This window comes from Nonomuraea purpurea (genome assembly GCF_042650645.1).
In the GTDB taxonomy this organism is placed as follows: Bacteria; Actinomycetota; Actinomycetes; order Streptosporangiales; family Streptosporangiaceae; genus Nonomuraea; species Nonomuraea purpurea.
This window is the reverse complement of record NZ_JBHSBI010000001.1, coordinates 253,544-279,069: the sequence shown is the minus strand read 5'-3', so window position 1 is coordinate 279,069 and position 25,526 is coordinate 253,544. Positions and strand designations below refer to the sequence as shown.

Annotated in this window: 22 protein-coding genes and 1 tRNA gene; 11 read left to right on the top strand and 12 right to left on the bottom strand. The window is 70.6% G+C overall.

What is annotated here, in order from left to right:
- Window positions 1–135: 135 nt before the first annotated feature.
- Window positions 136–5,082, bottom strand: coding sequence for a tetratricopeptide repeat protein (locus ACFOY2_RS01300; protein WP_379526007.1), 4,947 nt, complete (start codon window positions 5,080–5,082; stop codon window positions 136–138).
- Window positions 5,083–5,221: 139 nt separating this feature from the next.
- Between ACFOY2_RS01300 and ACFOY2_RS01295 the strand changes: the two genes are divergently transcribed.
- Window positions 5,222–5,767: a hypothetical protein gene (locus ACFOY2_RS01295; protein WP_357818408.1), complete on the top strand. Its 546-nt coding sequence runs from the start codon at window positions 5,222–5,224 to the stop codon at window positions 5,765–5,767.
- Between the two features lie 6 nt (window positions 5,768–5,773).
- Here ACFOY2_RS01295 and ACFOY2_RS01290 read toward each other — a convergent pair whose 3' ends face one another.
- Window positions 5,774–6,559, bottom strand: a complete 786-nt coding sequence (locus ACFOY2_RS01290; RefSeq protein WP_379526006.1) for a 1-aminocyclopropane-1-carboxylate deaminase/D-cysteine desulfhydrase — start codon at window positions 6,557–6,559, stop codon at window positions 5,774–5,776.
- 43 nt (window positions 6,560–6,602) lie between these two features.
- Between ACFOY2_RS01290 and galK the strand changes: the two genes are divergently transcribed.
- Window positions 6,603–7,715 (top strand): galactokinase, encoded by a 1,113-nt coding sequence (galK, locus tag ACFOY2_RS01285; RefSeq protein ID WP_379526005.1) that lies wholly within the window; start codon window positions 6,603–6,605, stop codon window positions 7,713–7,715.
- A gap of 40 nt (window positions 7,716–7,755) precedes the next feature.
- On the opposite strand, the gene ACFOY2_RS01280 is transcribed toward galK, so the two are convergent.
- Window positions 7,756–8,529, bottom strand: coding sequence for an enoyl-CoA hydratase-related protein (locus ACFOY2_RS01280; RefSeq protein ID WP_379526004.1), 774 nt, complete (start codon window positions 8,527–8,529; stop codon window positions 7,756–7,758).
- Window positions 8,530–8,580: 51 nt separating this feature from the next.
- On the opposite strand from ACFOY2_RS01280, the gene ACFOY2_RS01275 reads away from it, so the two are divergent.
- Window positions 8,581–9,345: a tyrosine-protein phosphatase gene (locus ACFOY2_RS01275; RefSeq protein ID WP_379526003.1), complete on the top strand. Its 765-nt coding sequence runs from the start codon at window positions 8,581–8,583 to the stop codon at window positions 9,343–9,345.
- On the opposite strand, the gene ACFOY2_RS01270 is transcribed toward ACFOY2_RS01275, so the two are convergent.
- The 3 genes from ACFOY2_RS01270 to ACFOY2_RS01260 form a co-directional block, all read right to left on the bottom strand.
- Entirely contained in the window at window positions 9,265–10,398 is a 1,134-nt protein-coding gene (locus ACFOY2_RS01270) for a nitric oxide synthase oxygenase (protein ID WP_379526002.1), read from the bottom strand. The two genes, ACFOY2_RS01275 and ACFOY2_RS01270, sit on opposite strands and share 81 nt — an antisense overlap.
- A gap of 228 nt (window positions 10,399–10,626) precedes the next feature.
- Window positions 10,627–11,016 carry a hypothetical protein gene (locus ACFOY2_RS01265; protein ID WP_379526001.1) on the bottom strand — a complete coding sequence of 130 codons (390 nt, stop codon included), beginning with the start codon at window positions 11,014–11,016 and terminating at the stop codon, window positions 10,627–10,629.
- A 252-nt stretch (window positions 11,017–11,268) separates the two neighbouring features.
- A tRNA-Asn gene (locus ACFOY2_RS01260) sits at window positions 11,269–11,343 on the bottom strand.
- Window positions 11,344–11,470: 127 nt separating this feature from the next.
- Between ACFOY2_RS01260 and ACFOY2_RS01255 the strand changes: the two genes are divergently transcribed.
- Entirely contained in the window at window positions 11,471–11,782 is a 312-nt protein-coding gene (locus ACFOY2_RS01255) for a YtxH domain-containing protein (protein WP_379526000.1), read from the top strand.
- Here the strand turns inward: ACFOY2_RS01255 and ACFOY2_RS01250 are convergent.
- From ACFOY2_RS01250 to ACFOY2_RS01240, 3 genes are read right to left on the bottom strand one after another with little or no spacing between them, the layout of a single operon-like run.
- Window positions 11,779–12,252 (bottom strand): hypothetical protein, encoded by a 474-nt coding sequence (locus ACFOY2_RS01250; protein WP_379525999.1) that lies wholly within the window; start codon window positions 12,250–12,252, stop codon window positions 11,779–11,781. The genes ACFOY2_RS01255 and ACFOY2_RS01250 overlap by 4 nt on opposite strands.
- Window positions 12,249–13,526, bottom strand: a complete 1,278-nt coding sequence (locus tag ACFOY2_RS01245; RefSeq protein ID WP_379525998.1) for an amylo-alpha-1,6-glucosidase — start codon at window positions 13,524–13,526, stop codon at window positions 12,249–12,251. Before ACFOY2_RS01245 ends, ACFOY2_RS01250 begins: the two co-directional genes overlap by 4 nt.
- Before the next feature lie 29 nt (window positions 13,527–13,555).
- Window positions 13,556–13,714: a hypothetical protein gene (locus ACFOY2_RS01240; protein ID WP_379525997.1), complete on the bottom strand. Its 159-nt coding sequence runs from the start codon at window positions 13,712–13,714 to the stop codon at window positions 13,556–13,558.
- A 178-nt stretch (window positions 13,715–13,892) separates the two neighbouring features.
- On the opposite strand from ACFOY2_RS01240, the gene ACFOY2_RS01235 reads away from it, so the two are divergent.
- Genes ACFOY2_RS01235 through ACFOY2_RS01205 form a run of 7 tightly spaced genes read left to right on the top strand, consistent with a single transcriptional unit; the run spans window position 13,893 to window position 22,078 of the window.
- Window positions 13,893–15,059 (top strand): hypothetical protein, encoded by a 1,167-nt coding sequence (locus ACFOY2_RS01235; protein ID WP_379525996.1) that lies wholly within the window; start codon window positions 13,893–13,895, stop codon window positions 15,057–15,059.
- Window positions 15,056–17,179, top strand: coding sequence for a serine/threonine-protein kinase (locus ACFOY2_RS01230; RefSeq protein ID WP_379525995.1), 2,124 nt, complete (start codon window positions 15,056–15,058; stop codon window positions 17,177–17,179). The genes ACFOY2_RS01235 and ACFOY2_RS01230 overlap by 4 nt, the downstream gene beginning before the upstream one ends.
- Window positions 17,180–17,193: 14 nt before the next feature.
- Window positions 17,194–18,003: a PP2C family serine/threonine-protein phosphatase gene (locus tag ACFOY2_RS01225; protein WP_379525994.1), complete on the top strand. Its 810-nt coding sequence runs from the start codon at window positions 17,194–17,196 to the stop codon at window positions 18,001–18,003.
- Window positions 17,996–19,285, top strand: coding sequence for a vWA domain-containing protein (locus ACFOY2_RS01220; protein ID WP_379525993.1), 1,290 nt, complete (start codon window positions 17,996–17,998; stop codon window positions 19,283–19,285). Before ACFOY2_RS01225 ends, ACFOY2_RS01220 begins: the two co-directional genes overlap by 8 nt.
- Complete coding sequence (locus ACFOY2_RS01215) at window positions 19,285–19,920, top strand: FHA domain-containing protein (protein WP_379525992.1); 636 nt, start codon at window positions 19,285–19,287, stop codon at window positions 19,918–19,920. Before ACFOY2_RS01220 ends, ACFOY2_RS01215 begins: the two co-directional genes overlap by 1 nt.
- Window positions 19,917–21,275 carry a hypothetical protein gene (locus tag ACFOY2_RS01210; protein WP_379525991.1) on the top strand — a complete coding sequence of 453 codons (1,359 nt, stop codon included), beginning with the start codon at window positions 19,917–19,919 and terminating at the stop codon, window positions 21,273–21,275. The genes ACFOY2_RS01215 and ACFOY2_RS01210 overlap by 4 nt, the downstream gene beginning before the upstream one ends.
- Window positions 21,272–22,078 (top strand): transporter substrate-binding domain-containing protein, encoded by an 807-nt coding sequence (locus ACFOY2_RS01205; RefSeq protein ID WP_379525990.1) that lies wholly within the window; start codon window positions 21,272–21,274, stop codon window positions 22,076–22,078. The genes ACFOY2_RS01210 and ACFOY2_RS01205 overlap by 4 nt, the downstream gene beginning before the upstream one ends.
- Before the next feature lie 321 nt (window positions 22,079–22,399).
- Here ACFOY2_RS01205 and ACFOY2_RS01200 read toward each other — a convergent pair whose 3' ends face one another.
- The 3 genes from ACFOY2_RS01200 to ACFOY2_RS01190 form a co-directional block, all read right to left on the bottom strand.
- Window positions 22,400–23,983, bottom strand: a complete 1,584-nt coding sequence (locus ACFOY2_RS01200; RefSeq protein ID WP_379525989.1) for a hypothetical protein — start codon at window positions 23,981–23,983, stop codon at window positions 22,400–22,402.
- Window positions 23,984–24,136: 153 nt separating this feature from the next.
- Complete coding sequence (locus tag ACFOY2_RS01195) at window positions 24,137–24,511, bottom strand: transposase family protein (RefSeq protein ID WP_379525988.1); 375 nt, start codon at window positions 24,509–24,511, stop codon at window positions 24,137–24,139.
- Between the two features lie 527 nt (window positions 24,512–25,038).
- Window positions 25,039–25,470 carry a hypothetical protein gene (locus ACFOY2_RS01190; protein WP_379525987.1) on the bottom strand — a complete coding sequence of 144 codons (432 nt, stop codon included), beginning with the start codon at window positions 25,468–25,470 and terminating at the stop codon, window positions 25,039–25,041.
- Window positions 25,471–25,526 lie beyond the last annotated feature (56 nt).

The following is a 25,526-nucleotide window of genomic DNA, read 5'->3' as shown; positions in this document are numbered from 1 at the left end:
TCGAGCGCCGGCTTGGCGATCCGGTAGCGGGCGCGACGCGCTTCGAGCTCGTGTTCCTGTTCCGACGTGCACTGTTCGATCATGGCCATCAGATTGACCACAGGCAACGCCGGGAGGCGGCCGACTCTTTGACGGTCAGTTGGGTGCGAGCTTGTCCAGGAGTCCTCCGGCCTGCGGGGCGAAGCTTTCGTCGCCGGTCTCGACCGCGATCTCCAGCATGCGGCGGGCCAGAGCCAGGTCGCCGCGCTCGTACCGGATCTCGCCGAGCCTGCAGGCGGCCTCGGCCACCAGGTCGGGCTGCTCGGTCAGCGTGAGCGTCAGCTCGTAGAAGCGCAGCGCCCCGTCGCGGTCCCCGAGCCAGTAGCAGAGCTCGCCGAGGTGCGCCGCCGCCAGGCCCGACTCCGGGTCGCCGGAGTCGATGACCCGCTGGTACCAGGTGAGCGCCTCGGGGAAGTCGCGGTTCTGCTTGGCCAGCGCGCCCAGGTACATCGCGGCCAGTGCGCTGACGTGGCTCTCGCCGGCCTCGACGGCCTTCAGGTACCACTCCCTGGCCAGTTCCCCGTCCTCGTCGTGGTGGGTTCGTCCGAGCGCGACCATGGCGCGGGCCGCCAGGTCGGCGTCGCCGGCGTCGAGCACCCGCAGGTAGACCCGCCGGCCCTCCTCCACCTCGCCGGCGTCCACGAGCGTCTGCGCGAAGACGGCGAGCGCGGTCGGCTCGCCGCTCTCCGCCGCCGCCCGCAACGTGCGCAGCGACTCCTCGGTGTCGCCCTGGCGGCTCTGCAGCATGCCGAGCAGGCTGCCGAACACGCCCTGAACGGGGCTGTCGGCGTCGCCCGCCTGCCGCTGGGCCACGTTGTAGAAGGCCTCGGAGTCGCCGGCGTCGTCGAGCAGCGACAGCAGCCTGCCTCCGGCGACGAAGCGCACGTCGGGGTTCTCGTGCTCGTTGAGCCGCTCGTAGATGGCGCGGGCCTGCGCGGTCTCGCCGAGGTCGGCCAGCCGTTCGGCGATCCGCAACTCGGTGAAGGCGCCGGAGTCGGACAGCTCGTAGTACGCGCGCACGGCGTCCGGGTCCTCGCAGCGGTCGCCGAGGTCCTGCGCGACCTCGGCGGCGTGCTCGCCCATGAGCGCCAGCATCTGCATCGCCAGCGGGTGCTCGCCGCGCTCGGCAGCCTGGTAGGCGAGGATGTCGAGGTTTCGCAGCGCGGACTCGGCCAGCGTGGTGTCGGTGCCGGCGGCCGCGGCGAACGCCTGGGCCGCGCCGAGGTGGTCGCCGTCCTCGTACAGCCACATGCCGAGCGAGGAGCCGCCCCTGGAGACCGCGTCGGAGTCGCCGGACTCGATGGCCAGCCGCGCCTGCGCGCTCGCGCCCTCGGTGTCGCCGAGCCGGCGCAGGGCGGTGGCGAGGTCGACCCGGATGCTGTCCGTGGTGCCGGGGAAGCCGGTGTCGACGCCCTTGCGATACATGAGCGCCGCGTTGTGGGTATCTCCCTTCGCCTCGTACGCATCGCCCCAGGTCCAGTAGGCGATCGCCACGGTCTCGGGGTCACCGGTGGCCACCGCCGGCTCCGCGTGCGCCATCACGGCGTCGTGCTCGTTCATCCGGGCCAGGAGGGTGAGCAGTTCTTGGAGGCAGCGCAGGTCGCCGTCCGCCGCGGCGGCGGCCAGCACGTCCCGCGCCCCGGCGGCCTCGCCGCGCTCCTCCAGTAGCTCGGCCAGGAACGCGGCGGTGGCGGGGAGGCCGCGGCGGGCCGCCTCGATCGCCCCGTCGAGGTCGCCGCGCCTTTTGCGGACGATGGCGATGTTGCGCCAGGCGCCCTGGCCCAGCTCCAGGTGTTCGGTGACGGGCAGGAAGCTCAGCTCGGCCCGGTTGTTCTGGCTCTCATTGGCGTACAGGACGCCCAGCTGGAATCCGGCGCGGGCGGCGAGGTCGGCGTCCCCCAGCTCGACGACCAGCCGGAGCAGCTCGATGCGCGCATCGCCGTCCGTCTCCCCGACCTGGTTGTAGGTCTCGGTCACGAGCGAGGCCCGTTCCTCCGGGGCCGACTCGGTGAGCAGGCGGCGGACGGCCCGCACGTCCACGTCGTGCAGCGCGATCAGCAGCGCGGCCATCCGTTCCGACCCGGTTTCTTCCGTCAACGCCGCCAGCGCGCCCTCCTCGTCCCCTTCGGCGACCAGCACCCAGGGCAGTTCCCTCGGGGTGGCCCGGCCGAGCAGGTGGCGGGAGACGGCGGCGGTGTAGGGGTCGTCGTCCTGCGCCGCGGCGCGTTCCAGCGCGAAGTGCGCGGCCTCGGTGTCGCCTGCCTCCAGCAGGCGGCGGCCGGCCTCCAGCAGGGTCTTCGGCTCCGACTCCGGCTCCATGGCCGCGGCCCGCTCGAAGGCCGCTTTGGCGCCCTCCAGGTCGCCGGTCTCGGCCAGCACGGTGCCGAGCAGACGCTCGGAGTCGGCCGTCGGCTCGGGCGCCGCGGCGGTCAGGGCCGCGAGCGCGCCCTCGGGGTCGCCGTGCTCGCGCAGGTAGTGGGCGTAGAAGAACGTCGCGTTCGCGCCCGCGACCTCGGCCAGCCGTTCGCGGGCCTCCTCCTTGCGCCCGCAGGCGATCAGCGACTGGCCCAGCCGCAGGATGAGCGCGACCCGGTCGTCGGCGCCGTCGTCGACATGGTCCAGCACGCGGGTGAACAGCTCCGCGGCCTCGGCGTGCTCGCCGAGCTCCTGCAGCACGTCGCCCGCCGCGCGCAGCGCCACCGCGCTCTGCTCCTCGTCCTCGCCCGCGGCTGCCCGCAGCCAGGTGTCGACGGCGCCGCGCTTGTCGCCCGCCTCGTTGCGCACGGCTCCGAGGAGGCAACCTGCCTGCTGGCGCATGCCGGGGTCGCCGACGGCGACGACCAGCGAGAGCGCCGCGTCGGCGGCGGCGCTCTGGCCGGTGCGCTGCCAGACGTGCGCGCTCTCCATCGCCAGCATGCTCGCCATGGACAGCGCCCTGCCCTCGGGGATCGCCCGTGCCGCGCCGTCGAAGTCCCGGCCGAGCAGCGCCCGCCCGAACTCGCCAAGTTCGCCGGGATCGGCCGCGAACGCGGCCCGCGCGGCGTCGATGTCCTCGAGCCTGATCCACGTGTAGGCGAGCGGCAGGGCGACCCGCTCCGGCATCCCTTCTGCGAGCAGGCGCTCATGCACGCGGGTGGCGGCCAGCAGGTCGCCCTGCTGCTCCAGCACCGCCACCAGGTCGGCGGCGGCGGTGAAGCGGATCCCGCCGACGCCGCCGTCCAGCGCCGCCTCGTACGCGCGGCGCGCCTCCCCCGGGTCCCGCTCCGCGACCAGCGTGCCCAGCGCGTGCGCCACCCACGGCGCGAGCACGGGATGCCCGCTCTCCATGGCCCGGCGCAGCACCTCGACGGCCGTGTCGTCCTCGGTCGTCACTTCCCTGCACATCAGCGCCGCGTACGACAGCGCGAACGGGTCGCCGGAGCCGGCCGCCGTCTGGAGCATCTCGGCCGATTCCGACAGGTCGAACCCGAGCGAGACCAGCACCTGGGCGAACACGGCGGTCCCGATGGCGGAGACGGACGGGTCGGGGTGCCGCGTGGCCTCCTGATAGCGCAGCAGCCCCTCTTCCCTGCCCTGCCGCTGGTGGGCGAGCATCGCCTCCAGCACGGGGTGCCGCTCATCGCCCGACTCGCGCACCAGGTGCAGCAGGAAGGTCGCGTGGAAGCCCTGCGACAGGTCGTCGCCCTCCGCCACGTAGGCGAGCAGTTCGTCGGCCTGCTCCCGGTCGCCCTCCCCCAGCTCCAACTGGGCCAGCGCCACCATGGCGCGCAGCGACTCGTCGGCCGCCTCGGAGTCGGCGGCCCTGCGCAGCAGTTCCCTGGCGCCCGCCAGGTCGCCGTCCTTCAGGCGGGCCAGCCCTTCATCGGTGTCCTGGAGCGCCTGCTCCGCGACGGGGTCGGCGAGCGGCTGCTGCCTGGCGGCGTGCTCCAGCAGCAGCCTGGCCTTGAACGCGGTGTCGGGGTCCTGGTGGCCGGCCGCGAGCCGGGCCAGCTCCATGACCTCGTCGTACGCCTGCGGGCACTGGTCGGCGAGCAGGCCGAGCAGGGCGACGCAGATGGAGCCCCACTCCTCCTCGTCCGCCTCGATCACGGCACGCAGCATGGCCAGCGCCTCGGGCGCCTCGCCCGCCTCGGTGTGCATCTGGGCCAGGCAGGCCTGGGCCTGGACGACGTGCTCGCGCTGCCCGCCGGCGATCACCCGGCGGAAGATCGCCTTGGTCTCCTCCACGTCGCCGAGCTGCGCGGTCACCTTGGCCAGCTCGATCAGCGAGGGCAGGCGGATCTCGGGCCTGTGGTCCTCGGCGGCCACGCGGTAGGCGGAGGCGGACTCGGCGTACTCGCCCAGGTCCACCAGCACCGCGCCGAGCAGCTTGTGGGCCATGGCCAGGTGGTCGGGGCCGCCGACGGCGATGGCGTGCTCGCACACCTCGCGGGCCGCCTCGAACTCCTCCTCCTCGGCGTACAGGGTGTAGAGCTGGAACGCCGAAAGTGACACCACGTCGGGGTCGCCGCAGGTCAGCAGGGCGCGGTAGTCATCCTCGTCCTCTGCCGCCTCGTAGAGGTCGCGGGCCGAGGACGGGTCCGGCCGGAAGTCCGGCAGTTCGAGCTGCGCGGCCAGTTCGGCCACGGCGGGGGTGTCACAGCGGCGGGCCCGTCGCAGCGCCTCCTGCGCGCCCTGGACGTCGCCGAGCTGCGTGAGCACCATCACCAGCGCGGTGTCGGCGAGCGCGGCCACCTCGAAGTCGGCCCCGTCCGAGGCGATCGACAACACGCGGTGCGCCGCCGGCCACTCCTTGGCGGTCACCAGCATCATCCCCATGGCGATGGCGGAGCGCTGCCCGTACACGGGGTCGCCCGACTGGATCACCGAGCGGTGCGCCGCCTCCGCGCCTTCCAGGTCTCCCTGCTCGTGCAGCACGCCGGCCAGCAGGTGGGACGCCTGCGGGTCGCCCGTGGCCGCGATCTGCCTGAACAGCGCGGCGGCCTGGTCCAGATCTCCGGATTTCCAGCAGCTCATGGCCTCGCTGAGCTGTTCTGACGCCATTGTCCACTCCACGGTCATCCAACAATGTGGTCATCCAATAATGTGAAAAAGCTACACATGTGCCGCTCGGGGCCACAGGACATTCCGAGATCTCCGGTCCTCGCGCCGAGAACCAGGAGGGGGCCGTAGCGTAGTCCTCATGGCAAAAGCGTTCTGGATCGATCATGAGTTCGACAGAGACCGTGACGGGCGCTATGCCGTACACGTCCGCAAAAGCCTGGACGCCTTCGACTGGGGCGACATCGCCCCCGTCCGGTTCGCCTGCGCGGCCTGGCGGCTGGCCACGCCGCCGTCCCTGACCCCGGGCTACGTACGCTGGGACCGCCGCGTGCTGGACGCCGAGTGCCACCGCAACACCTGGGACGGCACCCTGTACGCCCGCGTCAGGATCGTCTCGCCGCTGCCGGAGGAGCTGACGCGGTCGCGGGCCTGGTGGCGCGACCGGGGCTGGCTGGGCTGGCAGGAGACCTTCGGGCAGTACGTCGAGCCGACCCAGCAGGATCTGGCGCGCATCCCGTTCCTGCGGGCCACGCTGCTCGTCGAGGCCCCGCTGCCCCTCGACGACCTGCCGCCGGAGCCCGAGGGCCCGCACGACGAGGTCGAGCAGCGCGCCCATCGCGCGGTGACGGTGCTGACCCGCGAACTGAACGCGCTGGTCGCCCCTGTGCTCGACCACCTGGGTTAGCGCACGCTAGCTCGGCTCACCGGTGATGACGGCGACGATGCGGGTGCCGGGGGCGAAGGCGCCTCGGCGGGCCAGGTCGAGGATTCCGTAGAGCATCTTCGCCACGTAGATGCCCTCCACCCGATATTGCTCGATAAATCGGTCTAGTTCCGGGGTCGATCGGGCGTATCCGCCGAAGTGGTAGTCGAGGTTGATCTCCCAGTTCGACCACGTACGCCCGTACGCCTCCTGCTGCAACCTGGCCACCTCACCGGCGAGGAACCCGGCCCCCTTCAGCACCGCGAACCCCAGCGCCCGCCTGCCCTCGCCGAGCCCCGCCGAGATGCCGGCCAGCGTCCCGCCGGTCCCGACGGGACAGCACACGACGTCATGGTCGACGCCGATCTCCGCGGGCAGTTCGGCGCACCCGCGCACGGCGGCCGCGTTGCTGCCGCCCTCGGGGAGGATCACCACGTCCTCGCCCCACTCCGCCCGCAGCCGCGCCAGCACCTCCCCGGTGTCCTTGAGCCGGTAGGAGGCGCGGTCCAGATAGGTGATCGTCATGCCGCAGGCCACGGCGTGGGCGAGCGACGGGTTGAGCGGCAGGTGCTCCTCGCCGCGGATGACCCCGATCGTCTCGATGCCGTGCCGCCGCCCGGCCTCGGCCACGGCCCTGATGTGGTTGGAGTAGGCCCCGCCGAAGGTCAGCAGCCTGGCGGCGTTCAGGTTGTACTTGAGCTTGCGCCGCTTGTTGTCCTCACGCATCAGGAACACCCGGACCGCACCGAGCCCTGGATCCAGGAGCTCCTCCATGACGCTAGTCTACGGTCGGGCCTTTGTTGAGGAGTGTTTGATTATGCGCGTTGTTGAGACTTTTCGTGCCGCGTATGGCGCGTCCCCCCAAACCACCTGGCATGCGCCCGGCCGGGTCAACCTGATCGGCGAGCACACCGACTACAACGACGGCTTCGTCCTCCCGTTCGCGGTGCCGTGGGGCGTGACGGCCGCCGTCACACCGCGTACCGACGGCGTCATCCGCCTGCTGTCGCTCCAGTCCCAGGGCGAGCCCGTCACGCTGGCCACCCACGAGGAGTCCAAGGGCTGGACCCGCTACGTCGTGGGCGTGCTGGCCATGCTGGGCGACCGCGTGTCGGGCGCCGACATCGCCATCGACGGCGACATCCCGCAGGGCGCGGGCCTCAGCTCCAGCGCCGCCCTTGAGGTCGCCGTCGCCTCCGCCCTCAACGACCTGCACGACCTGGGCATGACGCCCATGGAGATCGCCCTGCTCAGCCAGAAGGCGGAGAACGACTTCGTCGGCATGCCCTGCGGCATCATGGACCAGGCCGCCTCCGCGCTGTCAGAAGAGGGGCGCGCGCTCTTCCTCGACTGCCGCTCGCTCGGCTTCCGCACCATCCCCTTCGACCTGTCCGCCCACGGGCTGAGCCTGCTCATCATCGACACCCAGGTGCACCACGAGCACGCGGGGGGCGAGTACGCCAAGCGCCGCGCCGAATGCGAGTCGGCCGCCCGCAAGCTCGGCGTCCCCGCCCTGCGCGACGTCACCGACCTGGCGGCGGCCCTCGACCGGCTGCAGGGGGACGAACGCAAGCGCACCATGCACGTCGTCACCGAGAACCACCGCGTGGAGGCCCTCATCGGGCTGCTGCGCGCGGGTCACGTCGTCGAGATCGGCGCCCTCCTCAACGCCTCCCACCTGTCGCTGCGGGACCAGTACGAGGTCTCCTCCCCCGAACTGGACCTGGCGGTGGAGGCCGCCATCCGGGGCGGGGCGCGGGGGGCGCGGATGACCGGCGGCGGGTTCGGCGGGTCGGCCATCGCGCTGGTGCCGCAGGAACGGCTGGACAGCGTCCAGGAGTCGGTCGTGGGCGCGTACGCCGAGCGCGGCTTCCAGCCCCCGCGCTTCCTGCCTGCCACCCCGGCCAAGGGCGCCCACCGCATCGCCTGACCTCCCTACCGCCCCAGCCCGGGGTGGGGCCGATCTGGCGTCAGAGGGCGGGGAAGTTCGGGGGGCGGCGTTCGAGGAAGCTGGCGACGCCCTCCGTGAAGTCGGGCCGCTCGAAGGAGGCCAGCATCTCGCGGACCGCCGCCTTGGCCGACTCCTCCAGCGTCGTGTCCCAATCGCCCCAGACCTGCCGCTTGATCACCGCCATGGACGCCGGAGAACTGTGCACGGCCAGTTCCCGGGCGTAGCTCTGCACCTCGGCCAGCAAGGATTCTGCGGGCAGGGCCCGGTTGGCCAGCCCCAGCTCGTACGCCTCCCGCCCGGTGAACACCCGCCCCGACAGCAGCACGTCCATGGCCCGCTGCTGCCCCATGATCCGGGGCAGCACCCAGGACAGCCCGTACTCGGCGATCAGCCCCCGGCGGGCGAAGGCCGTCGTCCACTTGGCCTCCTCGGCGGTGAAGACGAGGTCGCAGACGAGCGCGTGCACCATGCCCAGCCCCGCGCAGGCCCCGTTGACGGCGGCGATGATCGGCTTGCCGATGGTGGTGGGGAAGGTGTTGGGCCGGAGGTCGGGCCGCTCGTCGTACGTGCCGGTCTGGATGGCGGTCAGCGTCTTGAAGTCGGCGCCCGCGCAGAAGCCCTTGCCCGCGCCGGTGACGACCACGGCGCGCACGTCCGGGTCCTTCTCGGCCTGGGCGAGCAGGTCGAAGTAGCGCCGTCCCATCGCGTCCGTCCAGGCGTTCAGCGCATCGGGACGGTTGAAGGTCAGCGTGAGCACGCCCTGGTCGAGCGTGGAGAGAACGAGTTCCGCCATGCCCTAACCGAATCATGTTCTAACCTGGGAAGGCAAGGAAGGGATGATCGAATGGAACGGCACCTGGCGTGGGACGGCTGCCACAACGTCCGCGACCTCGGCGGGCTGTCCACCGCGTCCGGGCTCCGTACACGCTGGGGGTCGGTCGTGCGCTCCGACACCCCCGACCGGCTCACCGAGGCGGGCTGGGCGGCGGCGCTCGCGCACGGCGTACGGACGATCGTGGACCTGCGCACGCCCGGCGAGCACCACGCCGGCACCGGCCACCGTCCGCCGGAGATCACCGTCGTCCCGGTGCCGCTGGACGAGCCGGGCGACCCAGGACGCGGGCCGCACGGCGGGACACCCCTCTACCTGCGGCCGTTCATGGAACGATTCCCCGGCCGCTGCGCCAGGGCCCTGCGGGCGATCGCGCACGCGCGGCCCGGCGGCGTGCTCGTGCACTGTGTGGCCGGCCGCGACAGGACAGGGCTGATCACGCTCCTGCTGCTCGCGCTGGCCGGAGTGGCGCGGGAGCACATCGTGGCCGACTACGAGCTGTCGGCCGCCCGCCTGCGCCCGCTCTACGCCCTGCTCGGCGAGCCGGACGACGACCTGCGGGTACGGGCCCGCCTGGACGCGACGGGGACCACGACCCGCGAGGTCGTCGGCGGGCTCCTGGACGGCCTGGACGTCGAGGCGTACCTGACGGCGGCCGGTCTGACCGCCTCCGACCTGGCGGCCTTGCGCGCGCGGCTAACGATGGTGGACGAAGGACGGGGTCAGGACGCGAGTGTCGTAGTAGCGGTGGAAGACCGGGGTGGCGCTGCCCGATAGCGGCGGCACGATCCACGACCAGTCCGCGGGGCAGACGCGCCCGGCCTTCTCCTCGCGCGACAGGTGGGTGAGGAAGCGGCGCGACTCGGTGTGGTGGTCGCTGATCGTGACCCCCGCCCGCTCGAAGGAGTGCAGCACCGCCACGTTCAGCTCCACCAGCGCGTGGTCGCGCCACAGGGAGCGTTCGGTGGAGGTGTCGAGCCCGAGCCGCTCGGCCACGACCGCGAGCTGGTCGTATCTGTCGGTGTCCGCCAGGTTGCGGGCGCCGATCTCGGTGCCCATGTACCAGCCGTTGAAGGGGGCGCAGGGGTAGCAGACGCCGCCGATCTCCAGGCACATATCCGAAATAGCCGGTACGGCGTGCCAGCGCAGCCCCAACTCCGCGAACCACGCGTACTCCGGATGGACCAGCGGCACCTCCAGCACGGCGTCCCCCGGCACGTTGCACAGCAGCCGATCCCCTCGGCCCGGCTGGATGATCAGCGGCAGCACGTCGAACCGCCCCGACCCGCCCGGCCACCCCAGCGCCCTGGCCGCCTCGGTGAGCTCGACGTTCCTCGGGTCGCCGACGACGCCGCCGCCGCGGGTACGGTATCCGGCGTAGCGAATGAGCTGATCGTTCAGGATCCTGGGCCCCGGCAGGGCGGGAGTGTCGGGATGCAGGACGGTGACAGTGGGCCTGATCTTGCCGTTCCCCGTGGCCTCACGCAGGTGCGCGACGCACTCGAGGGCCACCCCCTCGGCCGTGCGCACCTGCCTGCGATCACGCACCTTCAGCGAGCGCCAGTAGAGCCGCCCGATGCACCGGTTGCTGTTACGCCAGGCCACCCGGGCGCCGAACTCGAGCTCCTCGAACGTGTGCGTGTACGTCCCGAAGCGGGCGATCTCCCTGGCGACGTCGCGCAGACGGGCGTACAGGCCGCCGAGGGAGGGGTTCTCTGCATGGAAGAGCCTGATGAAGCGCTCCGCCTCACGCGGGTCGGCGGTCCGCTCGATCACGGCCTGTACGGCGGGGGCATCCAAAGGACGCAGGGTCCTGATCCAGGTACGCACGCAGCAATCAGCACTTCTCCGTCATCGGATCGCCCCGCCGATTCCGGGTCGGCGGCACGTCCTGGCGGCGGCGCCCTCTCCACGCCCGCCGTTGCGACCTGTTCGCGGCTTCCGGCCCAAGGGACCGGCCCGCCCATCTTTCCGCGCCTGGCCCCGTTTTGTCCCGCCAACCCGAGAATTGCGTGATCAGCCGATTACGGGGAGCGCCCCCGCAGGGGCGCCCGCCGCCTACCTGTCCGCGCGTCCGTCCCACACGCAGGTGAGCTGGACGACGCGGCGGTGCTTCCAGCGGTTGCTGACCTTGTATCCCAGCTCCTTGGTGGGAACGCTCATCGACAGCCGATCCGCCGGGACGGTCGTGACGCCGTTCTCGGTGACGGACCCCGCGTAGGCCGGCTCGATGAAGTCCTTCTCCACGAACCTGGCGGCCTTCGCCTTCGAGAACCTGACGACCTTGCCGTCGGCCATCCAGCACTTCAGCTTCCCGCCGTGCCCGATCGTGTGCCCCCTGTCCGGATGCACCCTGACCACGCTGTCGTCGGCCAGCGCCGACCCGGCCATGCCCGCCAGGCCGAGCGTGGCGGCCGTGATGACTATGGCGATGCGTCGCTTCAACATGGGATCTCCTCCCCGAGGTGATTGACAGCCTCGAGAGTGGCCCACCGCACCTGAAGCGAGCCTTAAGATCCCCAAAGCCATCTTCAGGTACCACGGCTCAGGCAAGTCGGACCGAGGTGCGGCCGGGCGTGTCGAGGGCGGGGTCGGGGCGGAAGGCGCGACGAGCGGATCCCCTTGAAGGGCTGGCCTCCTGGCCGGTGATCCAGAGACGCGTGAGGCCCCTGCCAAAGACTGGAAAGGGGCCTCGTGTGCTGGCTCCCGCGACAGGATTCGAACCTGTAACCTGCCGGTTAACAGCCGGCTGCTCTGCCATTGAGCTACGCGGGATCGAGATTGTCCGCCCACTTCGTCCGGGGCTTTGGCCCTGGCGTCGTGCGCAGGAATAGATTAGCGCACTCGGAGAGTGCGTGTCGCATCGTAAGTGGGGTAGGCCCGGAGACAGCGGAGGTGCGAAATGCGTTATCGAATGACATTCGCTGCCGGCTTGGCGATCGGCTACGTGCTGGGCAGCCGGGCAGGACGCGAGCGGTACGAGCAGATCAAGAGAACCGCCCAGCGCGTCGCCGACAACCCCAGGGTGCAGGAGATCGCGGGGGTGGTCGGCGCGCAGACGGCGAAGATCGCCGGGATGGCCAGGGAGCGGGTCGGGGACACGCTGCAGCGGCGCATCCCGTTCCTCGGTGATCACAAGCCTGAGACCGGCACGGGCTGGCCCGAGGAGGACCTCATGGACAAGGAGGCCCACGAAACCGGCATGCCGCGTTAGACGCCCATGCTGCGTCTGAGCCCCTCCAGGGCCTGCTCGGCCTGCGCCCGCAGGCCGGGGTCCTCGGGGTCGAGCCCGTCGTCGAAGACGAACGTCCAGCCGAGCACCTCACCGCCGGGCCGCCGTCTGGCCACCAGCCGCACGCCGCCCCTGCCCGGCAGGTTGACGTGCTTGTTGACCACGATCGTGGAGTTGACCCGTTCGCGCAGGGTCTCGGGAAGCAGGCGCGGCTCGGTGATCTGTTCGACGTGCCATGCTCCGTCCGTGGTCAGGACGCGCACGCCCTCCTCGCTCCACGACGCCTTGTCGATCTCCTCGTACGGCAGCCGCGCCCCGTCGGACAGGTGCAGCGCGAGGTTCGTGGCCACGGCGTAACCGTCGCCGGACTTGGCGAAGGTCAGCACCCGCTCCCCCGGCTCGGTTTTCAGGGATTTGCGCACGTCGGCGGGCAGGCGGCGGAGAATGCTCATTCTCTTACGGTATCGGCGAGCAGATCGAGGGTGAGCGCGGCGCTCCAGGAGAAGTCCCGGCAGCCGCGTCCGCTGCCGTCGAAGGGGTCGAAGCACTCGCGGAAGCCGGCCTGCCGGACCAGGCGCAGGGTGCCGTTGGTGAGCTGCTGGCCGAGCCGGTCGAGCGAGTGCACGATCGCGGCCCTGCGTAACAGCCAGTTGGTGTTCACCCATGAGGGGCCGCGCCAGTAGCGGGTCCTGTCGAACTGGGTGGCGCGGATCTCGCAGCTCGGCACGGGGTAGCCGGTCGCGCCCATGAACCTGGCCGACTCCAGCACCTCGACGGCCGCGTTGAGCTGGTCGCCGGGCAGCCCGGGGTCGAGCAGCGGCCCGAAGGAGCCCACCGTGCACACCTTGATCAACTGGTCGGAGCGCAGGTCCCTGGCGTAGTAGCAGCCGTCCCAGAGCCGTTCGATCATGGCCTGCCTGATGCGTTCCGCCTGCTCGGCGTGCGGGGCGGGGTCGGCGTGGACGAGCGGCGCCAGCTCGGCCATGGCCTGACAGGAGGCCAGCCAGATCCCGTTGAACATGGGGTCCTCGATCGCGAACGGATGCTCGTCGCGCAGGTAGCCGGGGCTGTATCCGGCGTCCCGGTAGCGCATGGCCAGCCAGACGTAGCGTTCGTGATCGCTGTCGGGGCGGCGTTCCTCGAGCTCCACGTTGCGATAGCCGTACCTGATCGCGGGCAGCGCGGCCAGCGCCTGGTCCCAGGCCGGGCTGTCGTCCATGCCCGACTCCCACGGGTGCACGATCGCGGCCAGGCCCGCTCCCCCGAGGTCGCGGGCCGAGGCGAGGTACTCGTGCTGGGCGACCAGCGCCGGATAGGCCTTTCTGACGAAGGCGGCGTCCCCTGTGTGGCGGTAGAGCCACCACAGGGCCAGCCCGTGCAGCGGCGGCGCGGTGAGCCCCGAGGTGAGCACCTTGGGCGCGGCGTCGTTCTCCTGGGATCGCCACACCGCGGGCCCTGGGAAGTACGCCTCCCGCGTGTGGAAGACGATGTGCGGCACCATCCCGGTCGCCCACTGCCCCCGCAGCAGGCTGAGCAGCTCGTCGCGGGCCCGGTCGGGGCGGTGCCTGGCCAGCCCGATCACGACGAAGGCGGAGTCCCAGCTCCATTGGTGCGGGTAGAGCCCTGGCGCGGGCACGGTGCCAGTGCCCGTCCAGTTCGCCTCGAGCACGGCCAGTGCCTCGCGCCCGAGCGCGGCATCGTCGACCGCCGGCCGCGCCTCCATCATCCAACTATGACTGGGGATGCCCCGGGAAGCTATGTCCGCTTGAGCAACTTCGACACGAACATGACGCCGAAGGCCACGGCGCCGATGATGAGGCCCCACTTGAGCAGCGTGAGGGCGAAGCCCACGATGGGGCCGAGCAGCATGAGCGCGACGATGACCGCCGCGATGATCAGAAGTATCCGTCCCATGTCCCAAACGGTACGAGATCGTTTAAGCGGATTGCAGGTGACACAGGGTTGAATCAGGGGCAAGTCAGGGTCCCCCCTACCCTTGGAACCAACCGGACCGGCCCCGCCGTTGAGCCGGTAGTACCACGGGGCATCGGGGGCCCGCTTCACGGGGAGCGTGATGAGCCTGGGACCACCCATGAGCAGGGAGGGCGCTGAGCACGCGCTGCGCGCTCGGGCCGACGAACGCGACCGCATCTCCGGCGACCTGCTCGATCTCGAATCCCATACCACCTACCAGTTACTCAAGGGCGCCTCCTTACGCGGGGCGACCGAACGGCGGTGGGCCGCGGCGCAGGGGGCGCTGGCCACGCTCTGGCGGCTGAACGACGCCTACCGCGCCGTGCTGCGCGCCGCCGAGCAGATCAGGGACGCGCGCCCGAGGCTGGGCGCCGAACAGCTCGCCGAGCTGACCGGGCTGCTGGCCGGGTCGTCGGTGGTGCTGCGCAGCGCCGCCAAGCCCGTCGAGCAGCGTTCGCTCCTCCCCCAAGCCGACGAACGGCTGACGCTGGACGAGACCGTCGCCCGGATGGACGCCGCCTTCCGCGAGGTGACCTCCGCGCTCAACGACATCGACGCCGTCTGGAACGTCCTCCTGCCCCGCCTCGACGGGGCCGACGCCGACCTGCGCAAGATCCACGAGCTCGAACACGACCTCGACGAGGGCGTCGACCTGAGCGCGCAGGAGACGGAGCTGAAGCGGATGCGGGCCGCCGTGCTGGAGGACCCGCTCGGCCCGCCCGCCGGGCCCGACCTCGACCGGCTGGTCCGCCTGCTGGCCTCCTCCCGCGCGGAACTCGACCAGGCGATCACCGTCAAGGCCGAATACGCGGGACGCCGCGAAAACCTGCTGGCCGCCCTGGACGGGGTACGCGCGGCCGAGAGCGAGGCCAGGCTGGCCCACGGCGCGGTCGTCGTCAAGATCGCGTTACCGCCGCAGGCCAGGCCGCGTGACCGGGCCGACGCGCTGGCCGGGGAGCTGGACGCGCTCGACGCCTCGGCCGACACCTGGCTGCTGCGGGCCAAACGGCTGACGGCGCTGGAGAACGACGCCCGCCAGGCCGCCGAGCAGGCCCAGGCCATGGCCAAGGCGCTGTACGGCCTGGTCGGCAGGCGCGACGAACTGCGCGGGCGGCTCGGCGCCTGCCAGGTGATGGCGGTGCGCAAGGGCATGGCGGAGGACCCCACGGCCGGAGAGCTGTACGAGCGGGCCCGGACGCTGCTGTGGAGTGCCCCTTGCGACCTGACGAAGGCGGCGACAGCCGTCGAGGACTACCAGCGCGCGATCCATGGAGGTAGGCGATGACCCAGTGCGCGCAGCCTGACTGCACGGGAACGATCGACGACGGCTACTGCGACCTGTGCGGCACCGCGGAGGGCTCCGCACCGCCGCCCGCCCCGCAGCCGTCCCAGCCGCTGGCCACGCAGCCGGTGGGCAGCAGGCCGATGAGCGGCCCGGTCAGCAGCGGACGGTCACGGGCGGGCGTGCTGGGCACCATCGCCGACCTGCCGTCGGTGCCCTACCGCGACCCGTCCACGGCGGTGATGAACGATCCGGAGGTGCCGGAGGACAAACGGTTCTGCGCGAACCCGGCGTGCGGGAAGAAGGTGGGGCGTTCGCGGGAGGGCCGGCCGGGCCTTACCGACGGGTTCTGCCCGCACTGCCGCACCCGGTTCTCCTTCACCCCGAAACTGGACAAGGACGACCTGGTCGCGAGCCAGTACCGGGTGCTGGGCTGCCTGGCGCACGGCGGACTCGGCTGGATCTACCTGGCCTCCGACGAGAACCTCGACGGCCGCTGGGTCGTGCTGAAGGGCCTGCTCAACACCAACGACGCCGAGGCGCTGGCGGCGGCGGAGGCCGAGCGGAAGTTCCTGACCACGGTCGACCACCCCAACATCGTCAAGATCTTCAACTTCCAGCGCTCGGCCGGGCTCGGCTACATCGTCATGGAGTACGTGGGCGGAAAGTCCCTGCACGAGCTGCGCCGCCAGGGCCCGCTGCCGCTGCGCGAGGCCCTCATGTACGGGCGGGAGATCCTGCACGCGTTCGGCTACCTGCACGAGCACGGCCTGGTCTACTGCGACCTCAAGCCCGCCAACGTGATCAGGGTCGACAAACGGCTCAAGCTCATCGACCTGGGCGCCGTCCAGCCCATCGGCTCGCCGCCCGGCACGTCGTGGGCCACCGTCGGCTACCACGCGCCCGAGCTGGAGACCCTGCCGTCGTCGGTCGCCTCCGACCTCTACACCGTGGCCAGGACACTGGCCGTGCTGGCGATCCCCGGCTTCAGCCCCGCCAGGAACGGCAAGGAGGTGCCGCTGCCGGACGACTGCGGGCATCCGTCGTTCACCCGGCTGCTGCGCAAGGCCACCGCCAGGAATCCCGCCGACCGGTTCCAGAGCGCGTGGGAGATGGAGGAGCAGCTCGTCGGGGTCCTGCGGGAGATCAGCGCGCAGGAGGACCGGGTGCCGTACCCGGCGCCCTCGACGCTGTTCGGGCCTGAGCGCACCGCGGTAGGGACAGCGCTGTCGGACGAGGGCGACAAGGTGTTCGGGGAGCTCGACCCGGGCGCGGTCGCGGGCGCGCTGCCGGTGCCGCTGGTCGATCCGGCCGACCCGGCGGCGGGCGCGCTGGCCGGGCTGGCGGGCCGCGACCGCACGGCGCTGATCGCGCAGCTCGCCGCCATGTCGCCGACGCCCGAGACGAAGCTCATGCGCGCCAGGCTGCTGGCCGAGCTGAGCATGGCGGAGACGCCTGTCATCCTGAACGAGCTGTCCGCGGAACTGCCCGGCGACTGGCGGGTCACCTGGTACCGAGGGGTGCTGGCACTGGCGACCGGGCAGGCCGACCAGGCGGTGTCGATGTTCGACCAGTGCCTGTCGGCGCTGCCGGGCGAGCCGGCGCCCAAGCTGGCGCTGGCGTTCGCGCTGGAGTGCGCGGGCAAGCAGGCGGCCCCGTGGTACGAGCTCGTGTGGCGGACCGACCACGCCTACGTCAGCGCCGCCTTCGGGCTGGCCAGGACGGGCAGGACGGCGGTGCTGGACGAGGTGCCGCCGACCTCCAGCTACCGGGTGGCGGCGCAGGTGGCGCTGTCGGCCTCGGTGGTACGGCGGGACGACCTGAGCGGGCTGGCCCCCGAGGAGCTGGTGGGCGCCGCCGACCGCCTGGCCGACCAGGCCGATCTCGACCCGCGCCGCCGCGACCTGCTCACCGCCGAGCTGCTGCTGTCGGCGCTGACCTGGCTGGAGAGCGGCTCACCCCCGAAGGACCTGCGGCTGGCGGACGCGCCCTTCACCGAGCCGGGGCTGCGCAGACGCCTGGAGTCGATCTTCCGCAAGCTGGCCGTCGCCGCGGAGTCCCGCCAGGAACGCCACGCGCTCATCGACCAGGCCAACGCGGTGCGACCGAGGACGTGGCTGTGATGTGTCCGGTTTGTGTGGCTCCCGTGTTGGCCGGCGACGTCTACTGCGAGGCGTGTGGGCATCCGCTGAATGCCCCGGTATGCGCCTCCTGCGGTGCCGCCGCCGTCGACGAGGAGGGTTACTGCGAGCGCTGCGGCCTGCGTCAGCCCACCAGCAGGGACCATGCGGAGACGGTGCTGGACGGGGGCGCGGCCGCCGTCACCGACAAGGGGCTGCGCCGCAGCCGCAACGAGGACGCGGTGGCCCTGCTCGCCGTCGGCGACACGACGGTGACCGTGGTGTGCGACGGCGTGGGCAGCTCGCCCAGGGCGGACGAGGCGTCGGCGGTCGCCGTCGAGACCGCGTCGGCGGCGCTGGCCAGGGGGTTGTCGCAGGAGGAGGCGTTCGAGCTGGCGGGCCGGGCCGTGAGCAAGCTGGCCACGTCCGTTGATGACGCCCCGGCCTGCACCTACATCGCCGCCGTCGTCGGGGCGGGCCGGGTGAGGCTGGCGTGGGCGGGTGACACGAGGGCGTACTGGCTCCCCGAGGCCGGGCCGGGCTCGCTGCTGACCGAGGACGACGCGATCGAGACCGGCGAGATCACCGCCTGGCTCGGCGCCGACGCCGACGCGGCCCCGCCGCGCGTACGGACTCTCACCCCGGACACGCCGGGCCTGCTGCTGGTGTGCAGCGACGGCCTGTGGCGCTACCTGGACGGCTACGCCTTCCCCCGCGCGGGCGCCCCCGTCGACAGGGCCCGCGAGATGCTCCGGCACGCGCTGGACTCCGGCGGCCAGGACAACGTGACCATTGCTTTGATCCCCTTAGGAGACGTACATGGGTGACCAGCCTGCTTTCACGCTGAACATCGACCAGAACAAGTACCTGCCGATCGACGGGCGCGAGGTGCACGCCATCCTCACTGTCGGCTCGACCGGCGGTGTCGTCGCCGCGCAGCCGGTGGCCGCGGAGGCCGCCGAAGTGATCATCATTGACACGTCCGGCTCGATGAGCGGGAGCAAGATCCGCGAGGCCAGGCAGGCGGCCACGACGGCCGTGCAGACGCTGCGTGATGGCGTGCACTTCGCGGTGGTCGCGGGAACGGAGAAGGCCTGGGTCGTCTATCCGGGTGGCGCCCCCCGTCTGGTCAGGGCGAACGCGGCGACCAGGGCCGAGGCCGGGCGGGCGATCAGCCGGCTGCTCGCGCACGGCGGCACCGCCATGGGCGAGTGGCTGAAGCTGGCCGGGCACCTGCTGACCGCGCACCCGTCGGCGATCAGGCACGCGCTGCTGATGACCGACGGCCAGAACAACGAGCGCTCCGACGTCTTCGCTTCGGTGTTGTCGGGCTGGAGCGGCGCGTTCGTGTGCGACTGCCTGGGCGTGGGTGACGACTGGGTACCCGCGGAGCTGCGGAAGGTGGCCGAGGCGATGCTCGGCACGTTTGACTTCGTCCGTAATCAGGGGGATCTGTCGGAGTTCTTCCGCAGGCTGACGCAGACGTCGATGAGCAAGACCGTCGCCGAACTGTCCCTGCGGGTGTGGGTGCCGCAGACGGCGCAGCTGAAGTTCGTCAAGCAGGTCTCCCCCACGCTGCTGGACCTGACCGGCAAGCGTACCGACGTCAACCCGCTGACCGGCGACTACCCGACGGGCTCGTGGGGCGCGGAGGAACGCGAGTACCACCTGTGCGTCGAGGTACCGCCGGGCACGATCGGCCAGGAGATCAGGGCGGGCTGGGTCAAACTCGTCCGTCCCGACACCCAGGACGTCGTGGCCAGCGGGAACGTGCTGGCGCAGTGGACCGACGACCTGGCGCAGTCCACCCGGATCAACGGGAAGGTCGCCCACTACACCGGGCAGGCCGAACTGCACGAACTCATCCAGGACGGGCTCAGCGCCAGGGCCGCCGGCGACGTCGACACCGCGACCGCCCGGCTGGCCAAAGCCAGGGAACTGGCCACCGAGTCGGGGCGCGAGGACACCGCCCGGCTGCTGGAGAAGGTGGTCGAGGTCGATCCGGCCACCGGCACGGCCAGACTCCGCAGGAACGTGGACAAGGCCGACGAGATCGAGCTCGACACCGGCTCGGTCCGTACGAGCCGGCTGCGCAGGGAAGGAAGCTGATGGCGACCTGTCCGCAGGGGCACGCGTCGGGGGACGACGAATACTGCGACGTGTGCGGCACCCAGATGGGCGGGACGGCCCGGCCCGCCGCCGAGCCCCAGCCGGCCCCGGCCGCCCCGGGGGCCGAGACCTGCCCGGTCTGCCAGACGCCGCGTGCCGGGCAGTTCTGCGAGGTGTGCGGCCACGACTACAGCGGCACCGGCGTCCTGCCACCGGGCCCCGCGAACGGGGTCCGGTGGGAGGCCGTCGCGACGTCCGACCGCGCCTACTACGAGAAGGTCATCGCCGAAGGCGGTCCCGACGCGAGCGTGGTGACGTTCCCGCCGTACTGCCCCGAGCGCTCGTTCGGCCTGTACGGCGAGCAGGTGCGCATCGGCCGGCGCAGCAAGGCCAGGAACCTGGCCCCGGAGATCGACCTGACCGGGCCGCCCGAGGACCCCGGCGTCTCCCACCTGCACGCGGTGCTGCTGTCCCAGCCGGACGGCTCGTGGATGCTGGTCGACCCGGGCTCGGCCAACGGCACCCAGGTCAACGGCAGGACGCTGAAGGTCAACGTGCCGGTCCCGGTCAGCGCGGGCGACCGCATCCACCTGGGCGCGTGGACCGTGATCACCATCAGGGAGGGCACACCGTGACCCTGGTACAGACGCGCGGCACCCCGTTACCGGTACGCCGCGGCGTGCCCGGCAGGATCCGGCTCATCTCGGGCATCACCGTCGCCTCGCTGGCCCTGCTGTTCGCCGCGCTCGCGGTCGGCAGCTCCAGCGCCCGCGACGGGCTGCGGGTGATCGGACGCGACGCCGGGCCGCAGGTCGTCGCCACCGCCGGGCTCTACCTGGCGCTGAGCGACATGGACGCGCAGGTCGCCAACGCGCTGGTGATGGGCGGCCAGTACGCCGAGCAGCGCAAGGACGCGCTCGACCGCTACCAGCAGCGGCGTTCCGAGGCCAACCAGGCGCTGCTGAAGGCGTTCGAGCTGTCGGGCGACGACCCGGCCGAGCGGCGGACCGTGCAGTCGGTGCTCGACGGGCTCGGCCAGTACGAGCGGCTGGCCGGCCAGGCCCTGCTGCTCAGCGAGCAGGCCAAGCACGCGCCTGGGCCACCGCCGCAGGAGGTGGTGCTGACCTACCGCCAGGCCACCGACCTCATGCGGCTGGTGCTGCTGCCGCAGGCATACAACCTGACCTTGGAGAACGGCACGATCGTCCGCGCCACCTCCGACGACAAAGCCGTCATGGTGCCGCTGCTGCGGGACGCGGTGCTGGTGGCCGGGCTGCTCGCGCTGGGCTGCCTGATGTGGCTGCAGATCTTCCTGGCACGGCGCTTCCGCCGCGTCTTCGGGCCCGCGCTGCTCGTCGCGACCCTGACGACCCTGCTCGCGCTGGGCTTCGGGGCGAACGTGCTCGGCAGGGACGAGGAGGCGCTGCGCATGGCGAAGTCGGCGGGTTTCGACTCGGTGCTGACGCTGGCCAAGACGCGGGCCATCAGCAACAGCATGCAGGGCGACCAGAGCCGTTACCTGCTGGACAAGGAGCGGGCCGACACCTACGAGCACACCTACCTGGACAAGTCGCTGTCGGTCCTCTACTTCGAGGCGGGCAACCTGACCGCCTACCACCGCGCAGTGGCCGCGGGGTCGGAGAACTTCCTCGGCATGCTGGGGCCGGAGATCGTCGGCAGGGAAGGCGCCGACGTGGTGTCGGCGTACCAGGTGTTCCAGGCCGCCGACACGCGCTTTCGCGAACTGGTGAGCGGCGGCAGGACCAACGAGGCGGTCGCCGAGCGGCTCGGTTCCGTCACCGACGCGTTCGACGAGTACGACAAGGCGCTGGTGGCGCTGGCCGACACGCACCAGGACGTGTTCAAGAGCGCCATCGCCGACGGCGAGAACGCGCTGAACAACCTCTGGCGGCTGCTGCCGTTCGCCATCGGCGCGATCGGGCTGCTGGTGATCGCCGGGGTGTGGCCACGACTCAAGGAGTACCGGTGAAGCGGGTGCTGGTGGTGGTGCTGGCCCTGGCCGCCGCGGTCGTCTCGGGCTGCGGAAGCGGCGGCCAGGAGTCGCTCGTCGACAAAGACAAGCTGGTCATCGGGGTACGTTCCGACCTGCCGTCGATCGGGTTCCGCACGCAGGGCGGCGGCTTCGACGGCTTCGACGTGGACGTGGCCCGCTACATCGCCGGCAAGCTCGGCAAGCAGGTCTCCTTCATCCCCGTGCTGGCAGCCGATCGGGAGAAGGTGCTGACCAGCGGGCCCGCGGACATGGTCCTGGCGACATACACGATCAGCCAAGACCGCAAGGCGCGGGTGCTGTTCGCCGGGCCCTACCACGTCTCCTACCAGGACATCCTGGTCAGGCCCGACGAGGCGATCAAGAACGTGCGCGACCTCAAGGGCCGCAGGATCTGCGAGGTCAAGGGGGCGAACGCGGCCCAGCGGGTCGTGGAGGAGCGCGGGGTGGCGGCGCAGGTGGTGCCGTTCGACGACTACCCCACGTGCCTGAAAGCGCTGAAGAACCGGCAGGTCGACGCGGTCACCACCAACGACGTCATCCTGGCGGGCCTGGCCGCCCAGGACGGCAGCGGGCTGCGGCTGGCCAACGCGCAGTTCAACGAGCAACGCACCGGGGTCGGGCTGCGCAAGGACGACGTCGAGGGATGCGAGGCGGTGAACCGGGCGATCACCGACATGTACCAGGACGGAACCGCGTCCCGGCTGCTGCACAAGTGGTTCGGCAAGTCGGGGCTGAACCTGAACACGATCGCGGTCCCGCAGTTCGAGGGCTGCTCATGACCGAGCTTCGCGCTGGCGGGCGCCAGCGCGGCTTCGAGAAGGATCACGTCTCCCGGCTGGGAACGCCTGGCGGCATAGGTGATCGCACCGGGCACCGTGCCGCACAGGTGAAGCGCGGCGTTCGGCGCGATCCCAGCGAGGCCGGCTGTGTACGTCAGATCGTGGGGGTGATGCCGCCGTCAGGCTCGCTACGCTGGTCGAGAAACCGCACCACGAAGGATCCACCGAGGCCGCCGGGACTGTGGGTACACCAGGTCGGACACAATCGAGCGCGCTCCGAATCGGAACTCGCTGGCGGACGCGACCGAATTTTCCGCCAGCTCACACCCCTCCTGCTGGGCCAGCCCAGGTGAGGCCGCAGGATCGCAGCGTCTCGTCCAGTTGACGGACGTAAGTGGTATCAGCCCATGGATCCAGCCGGGCGCGCGCCTGGCCGATCTCGTCGCTCAGCCGAGCCGAGCTGTGTTGCCTGGTGATGTCGGCGGCCTCCGTCAACTTGGCTGTGGCCTCGGGGATCTCCTTGGAGAGCGTCAAGGCGCTGGCATAACGAGCGAGTGAGAGTCCGCGGATTCTCGAGTACCGAGAATCGTGCTTGGCCAGAGACCGCTCGGCCGCCGCCACAGCGGGCCAGGGCTGATTGAGCTGGACCAGCAACGAAGCCCTTCTGGATTCGACGGCAGCAGGCGTGATCCAGTACAGGAACGCTGGTTCGTTGTCCTTCGGCGCTCCTGCCAACGCGAGCGCCCTGTCATGCGCGCGAGCACTCGCCGCAGCATCGCCTTCGGTGGCATGGGCGATCGAGAACAACGATTCGATTAGCGACTCCAACAGCTTGCTCGGAGACCGGGCAACCCACTCCTGGGCCGCGAAAGCGTGATCCAGAACTGCGGCGGTTCGCTGCTGGTCCGCAGCCACCCTTCCCAGCCAGTAGTGCGCATAGCCGATCAATGTGTGGTCGTCGAGGTCGAGGGCGGCTCGCAGCCCATCGTTCAGCGGTTGCTCCGCCGCGGGTATGTCGAGCAAGTCGTAGGCGAGATAGCCCGCCAGCTGCGACAGGTCCACATATGTTCCGAGCAGCCGGTCGTGCAGGCTCGGCGGCATGGACGCACGTGAGAGGAGCCGCCCAACCGCCACCCGATGCCCGTTCACCGCTGGCAGCAGCGACGCGGGCCCATGCGTGTCGTCGGACTGGCGCGCCTGCATGGTCAGCTTCTCGAACGTGCGCACTGCGGCCTCGTCCACCCGCCAGGCGCTGCGTAGCACCCCGGCCAGACGTTCCTCCTCGTCCGGTGTGAGGATCCGCAGCAGATCGAGCGCCCGGCTTCCGCCCAGGACCAGAGCCAGTTCGAAGAGCAGCTCGCGTCGCTTCATGTCGGCCTCCTCAACGCCGGTGGCATGCAGCAACCGCACACACGCTGAGGCGTCTACGAGCGACGTGTCAGCGGGTACAGCTGCGGCGCTCACTTCCATGGTGGCACGCTCCCGACTTGGGGGCCGGTTGGCGTCCAACTCCCGGAAGTCCGCTCCACAGATTGCCTCACGGTCAGAGGTGCTGTACGACGCCAATGCCTCGTCGCACACCAGTGTGCGGGCAGCGGTCTGATAGATCTTGGCCAGCACAGTGAGCAGACGCGCGGGTGGCCGGCGTCCCGCCCCTGGCCAGAACTCGAACTCGTACAGTCGCGACTCGCGCAGTGTCGCGGTGCCCGCCGGATCGGCGTCGTTGACCATGGCCACCACGTCGACGGCGGTGCGGCCGTGGGCCAGCCGATACAACCGAAGCGGGCTGGCTTGGTGGGTGAGCGCGAGCACGTCGGCGATCTGATCCCACGTGAAGCCCTTCTCCCGGAGGTGTTTACCCCAGCAGCGAGCCTGGAGCAACCCTCGGTAGCCCTCGCCGGACATCTGCATCCTCTCCACGCCGAGATATCTCACTTATTGTAAATGATTAGTCACGCTATGCATGAGGGATGGGCGAGATCGATCAAAGCCGGACCGGGATGCCGATCGTGGATGCCGACGGATTCGCGCAGGTGAGTGCCGATGTCGCCGGGGCGTTTACCCAGTAGGAGTTGTGCCGGGCTCGTTTGACCACGCGCGGGTGGCTGCGGTGGCGGCGTTGACCAGCTTGATCGTTCGGCACACGCTGTCGGGATGCGGAGCGATGAACATCCCGCTCCGCCGGTCGCGGCGGGCGCCGAGCCGCTCCAGGACCTCCTGTGGCGCGGCGGCGATCCAGTGCCGGATCGCGGCGTAGGAAGTCGCGCCGGAGACCAGCGCCGCCTGGACCAGGCCGAGCATCACCACCAGCGGGTGCCGCCGTCCCCGCCGATCACGAGGGTCGGGGATCTGCGCCCACACCTGCCGCAGGTCCGTCAGGTCTGCCGCCCTTTCGTCGAGAACGCTTTCGTCCAGGTCAACGTCGTTGATCACGGTAGCGATGGCGGACAAGGCGGGCGGCATGGCAGACTGCACGGACAACGAGACTCCGTTGATCGGACTGGCGTGAAGAACCGCCGTTCTACGGGGTCTTGTTGCATGTCAGGGGGTTGCCACACCGCACGCGATCAAGCCGTGACCTGCGCCAAGCCCATCACCGTCTCACCATCCGAGAACTCCTCAAGCCCTGTGGAACTCGGCATCTGGGTGGTCCTGTTCCCGGATCGGCCCGCTGGCTGCGTTTGTACTTCCGACCGACAGAGGGATGGACGCCGGCTCAACCTTGGTATCGGCAACTGGACATCGCCCTGGCTGATGGCCAAGTTACAGAGTCCTGGACCACCCCCTGCTGAACGTCTGAGGAGCACGGCCTTAGCGGCCGAGACGTGATCGAACTCGACATCCTTGACCCCGCTATGAAGGCTTCGAACCCGGGCGGCGTGAATAAGACCTCCGCCCACCATCTAACGATCTACAACTGCCGTAACAGCTCCGCAAAGGAAGCGAGGCCAGAAGAGTACTTACGAACCCTGGTACGCGGAGACGCTTATGAGCCCTCCAGGCTCGACGCCTTGTTTCTTGATTGCCTCTATCACCTCGGGATCATCATTCTCGTCGGAGTCGCTAAGCGCATACATGGCAAGGTGAGCTCCATTCCACTTGGACGATTCCATGAAGACGCTGGTGGGAAGATCTTCAAGAGAGATGACCCAACTCCGGCTGCGAAGAGAGGTGACCGCCTTCTTGAGTGATTCCTGCTCGGTATCGCCACCGACGTTGAGGACGAAAATATGGGTCACGTCAGGATCGTTCCCCATAAGTCCTTCGAAACGCTTCTCCCAGATAATTGTGCCAATTTTGCGTACTTCTTCGAGCGCCCCGACGTCGACCTCGTCAGGTTTCACCGCACACCCTCCGATGACAAGTGAGACGGCGAGGGCGATGGCAGTCATTCTTCCAGCCCGCATAATACTCCGCTTTTCTCGCTCCGCCTTGCTCGGCGGTAGGG

Coding starts and splice junctions, on each gene's coding strand:
- ACFOY2_RS01300 (WP_379526007.1), bottom strand. CDS start 5,082: ATGGCGTCAGAACAGCTCAGCGAGGCCATGAGCTGCTGGAAATCCGGA.
- ACFOY2_RS01295 (WP_357818408.1), top strand. CDS start 5,222: ATGGCAAAAGCGTTCTGGATCGATCATGAGTTCGACAGAGACCGTGAC.
- ACFOY2_RS01290 (WP_379526006.1), bottom strand. CDS start 6,559: ATGGAGGAGCTCCTGGATCCAGGGCTCGGTGCGGTCCGGGTGTTCCTG.
- galK (WP_379526005.1), top strand. CDS start 6,603: ATGCGCGTTGTTGAGACTTTTCGTGCCGCGTATGGCGCGTCCCCCCAA.
- ACFOY2_RS01280 (WP_379526004.1), bottom strand. CDS start 8,529: ATGGCGGAACTCGTTCTCTCCACGCTCGACCAGGGCGTGCTCACGCTG.
- ACFOY2_RS01275 (WP_379526003.1), top strand. CDS start 8,581: ATGGAACGGCACCTGGCGTGGGACGGCTGCCACAACGTCCGCGACCTC.
- ACFOY2_RS01265 (WP_379526001.1), bottom strand. CDS start 11,016: ATGTTGAAGCGACGCATCGCCATAGTCATCACGGCCGCCACGCTCGGC.
- ACFOY2_RS01255 (WP_379526000.1), top strand. CDS start 11,471: ATGCGTTATCGAATGACATTCGCTGCCGGCTTGGCGATCGGCTACGTG.
- ACFOY2_RS01250 (WP_379525999.1), bottom strand. CDS start 12,252: ATGAGCATTCTCCGCCGCCTGCCCGCCGACGTGCGCAAATCCCTGAAA.
- ACFOY2_RS01245 (WP_379525998.1), bottom strand. CDS start 13,526: ATGATGGAGGCGCGGCCGGCGGTCGACGATGCCGCGCTCGGGCGCGAG.
- ACFOY2_RS01240 (WP_379525997.1), bottom strand. CDS start 13,714: ATGGGACGGATACTTCTGATCATCGCGGCGGTCATCGTCGCGCTCATG.
- ACFOY2_RS01235 (WP_379525996.1), top strand. CDS start 13,893: ATGAGCAGGGAGGGCGCTGAGCACGCGCTGCGCGCTCGGGCCGACGAA.
- ACFOY2_RS01230 (WP_379525995.1), top strand. CDS start 15,056: ATGACCCAGTGCGCGCAGCCTGACTGCACGGGAACGATCGACGACGGC.
- ACFOY2_RS01220 (WP_379525993.1), top strand. CDS start 17,996: ATGGGTGACCAGCCTGCTTTCACGCTGAACATCGACCAGAACAAGTAC.
- ACFOY2_RS01215 (WP_379525992.1), top strand. CDS start 19,285: ATGGCGACCTGTCCGCAGGGGCACGCGTCGGGGGACGACGAATACTGC.
- ACFOY2_RS01200 (WP_379525989.1), bottom strand. CDS start 23,983: ATGTCCGGCGAGGGCTACCGAGGGTTGCTCCAGGCTCGCTGCTGGGGT.
- ACFOY2_RS01190 (WP_379525987.1), bottom strand. CDS start 25,470: ATGACTGCCATCGCCCTCGCCGTCTCACTTGTCATCGGAGGGTGTGCG.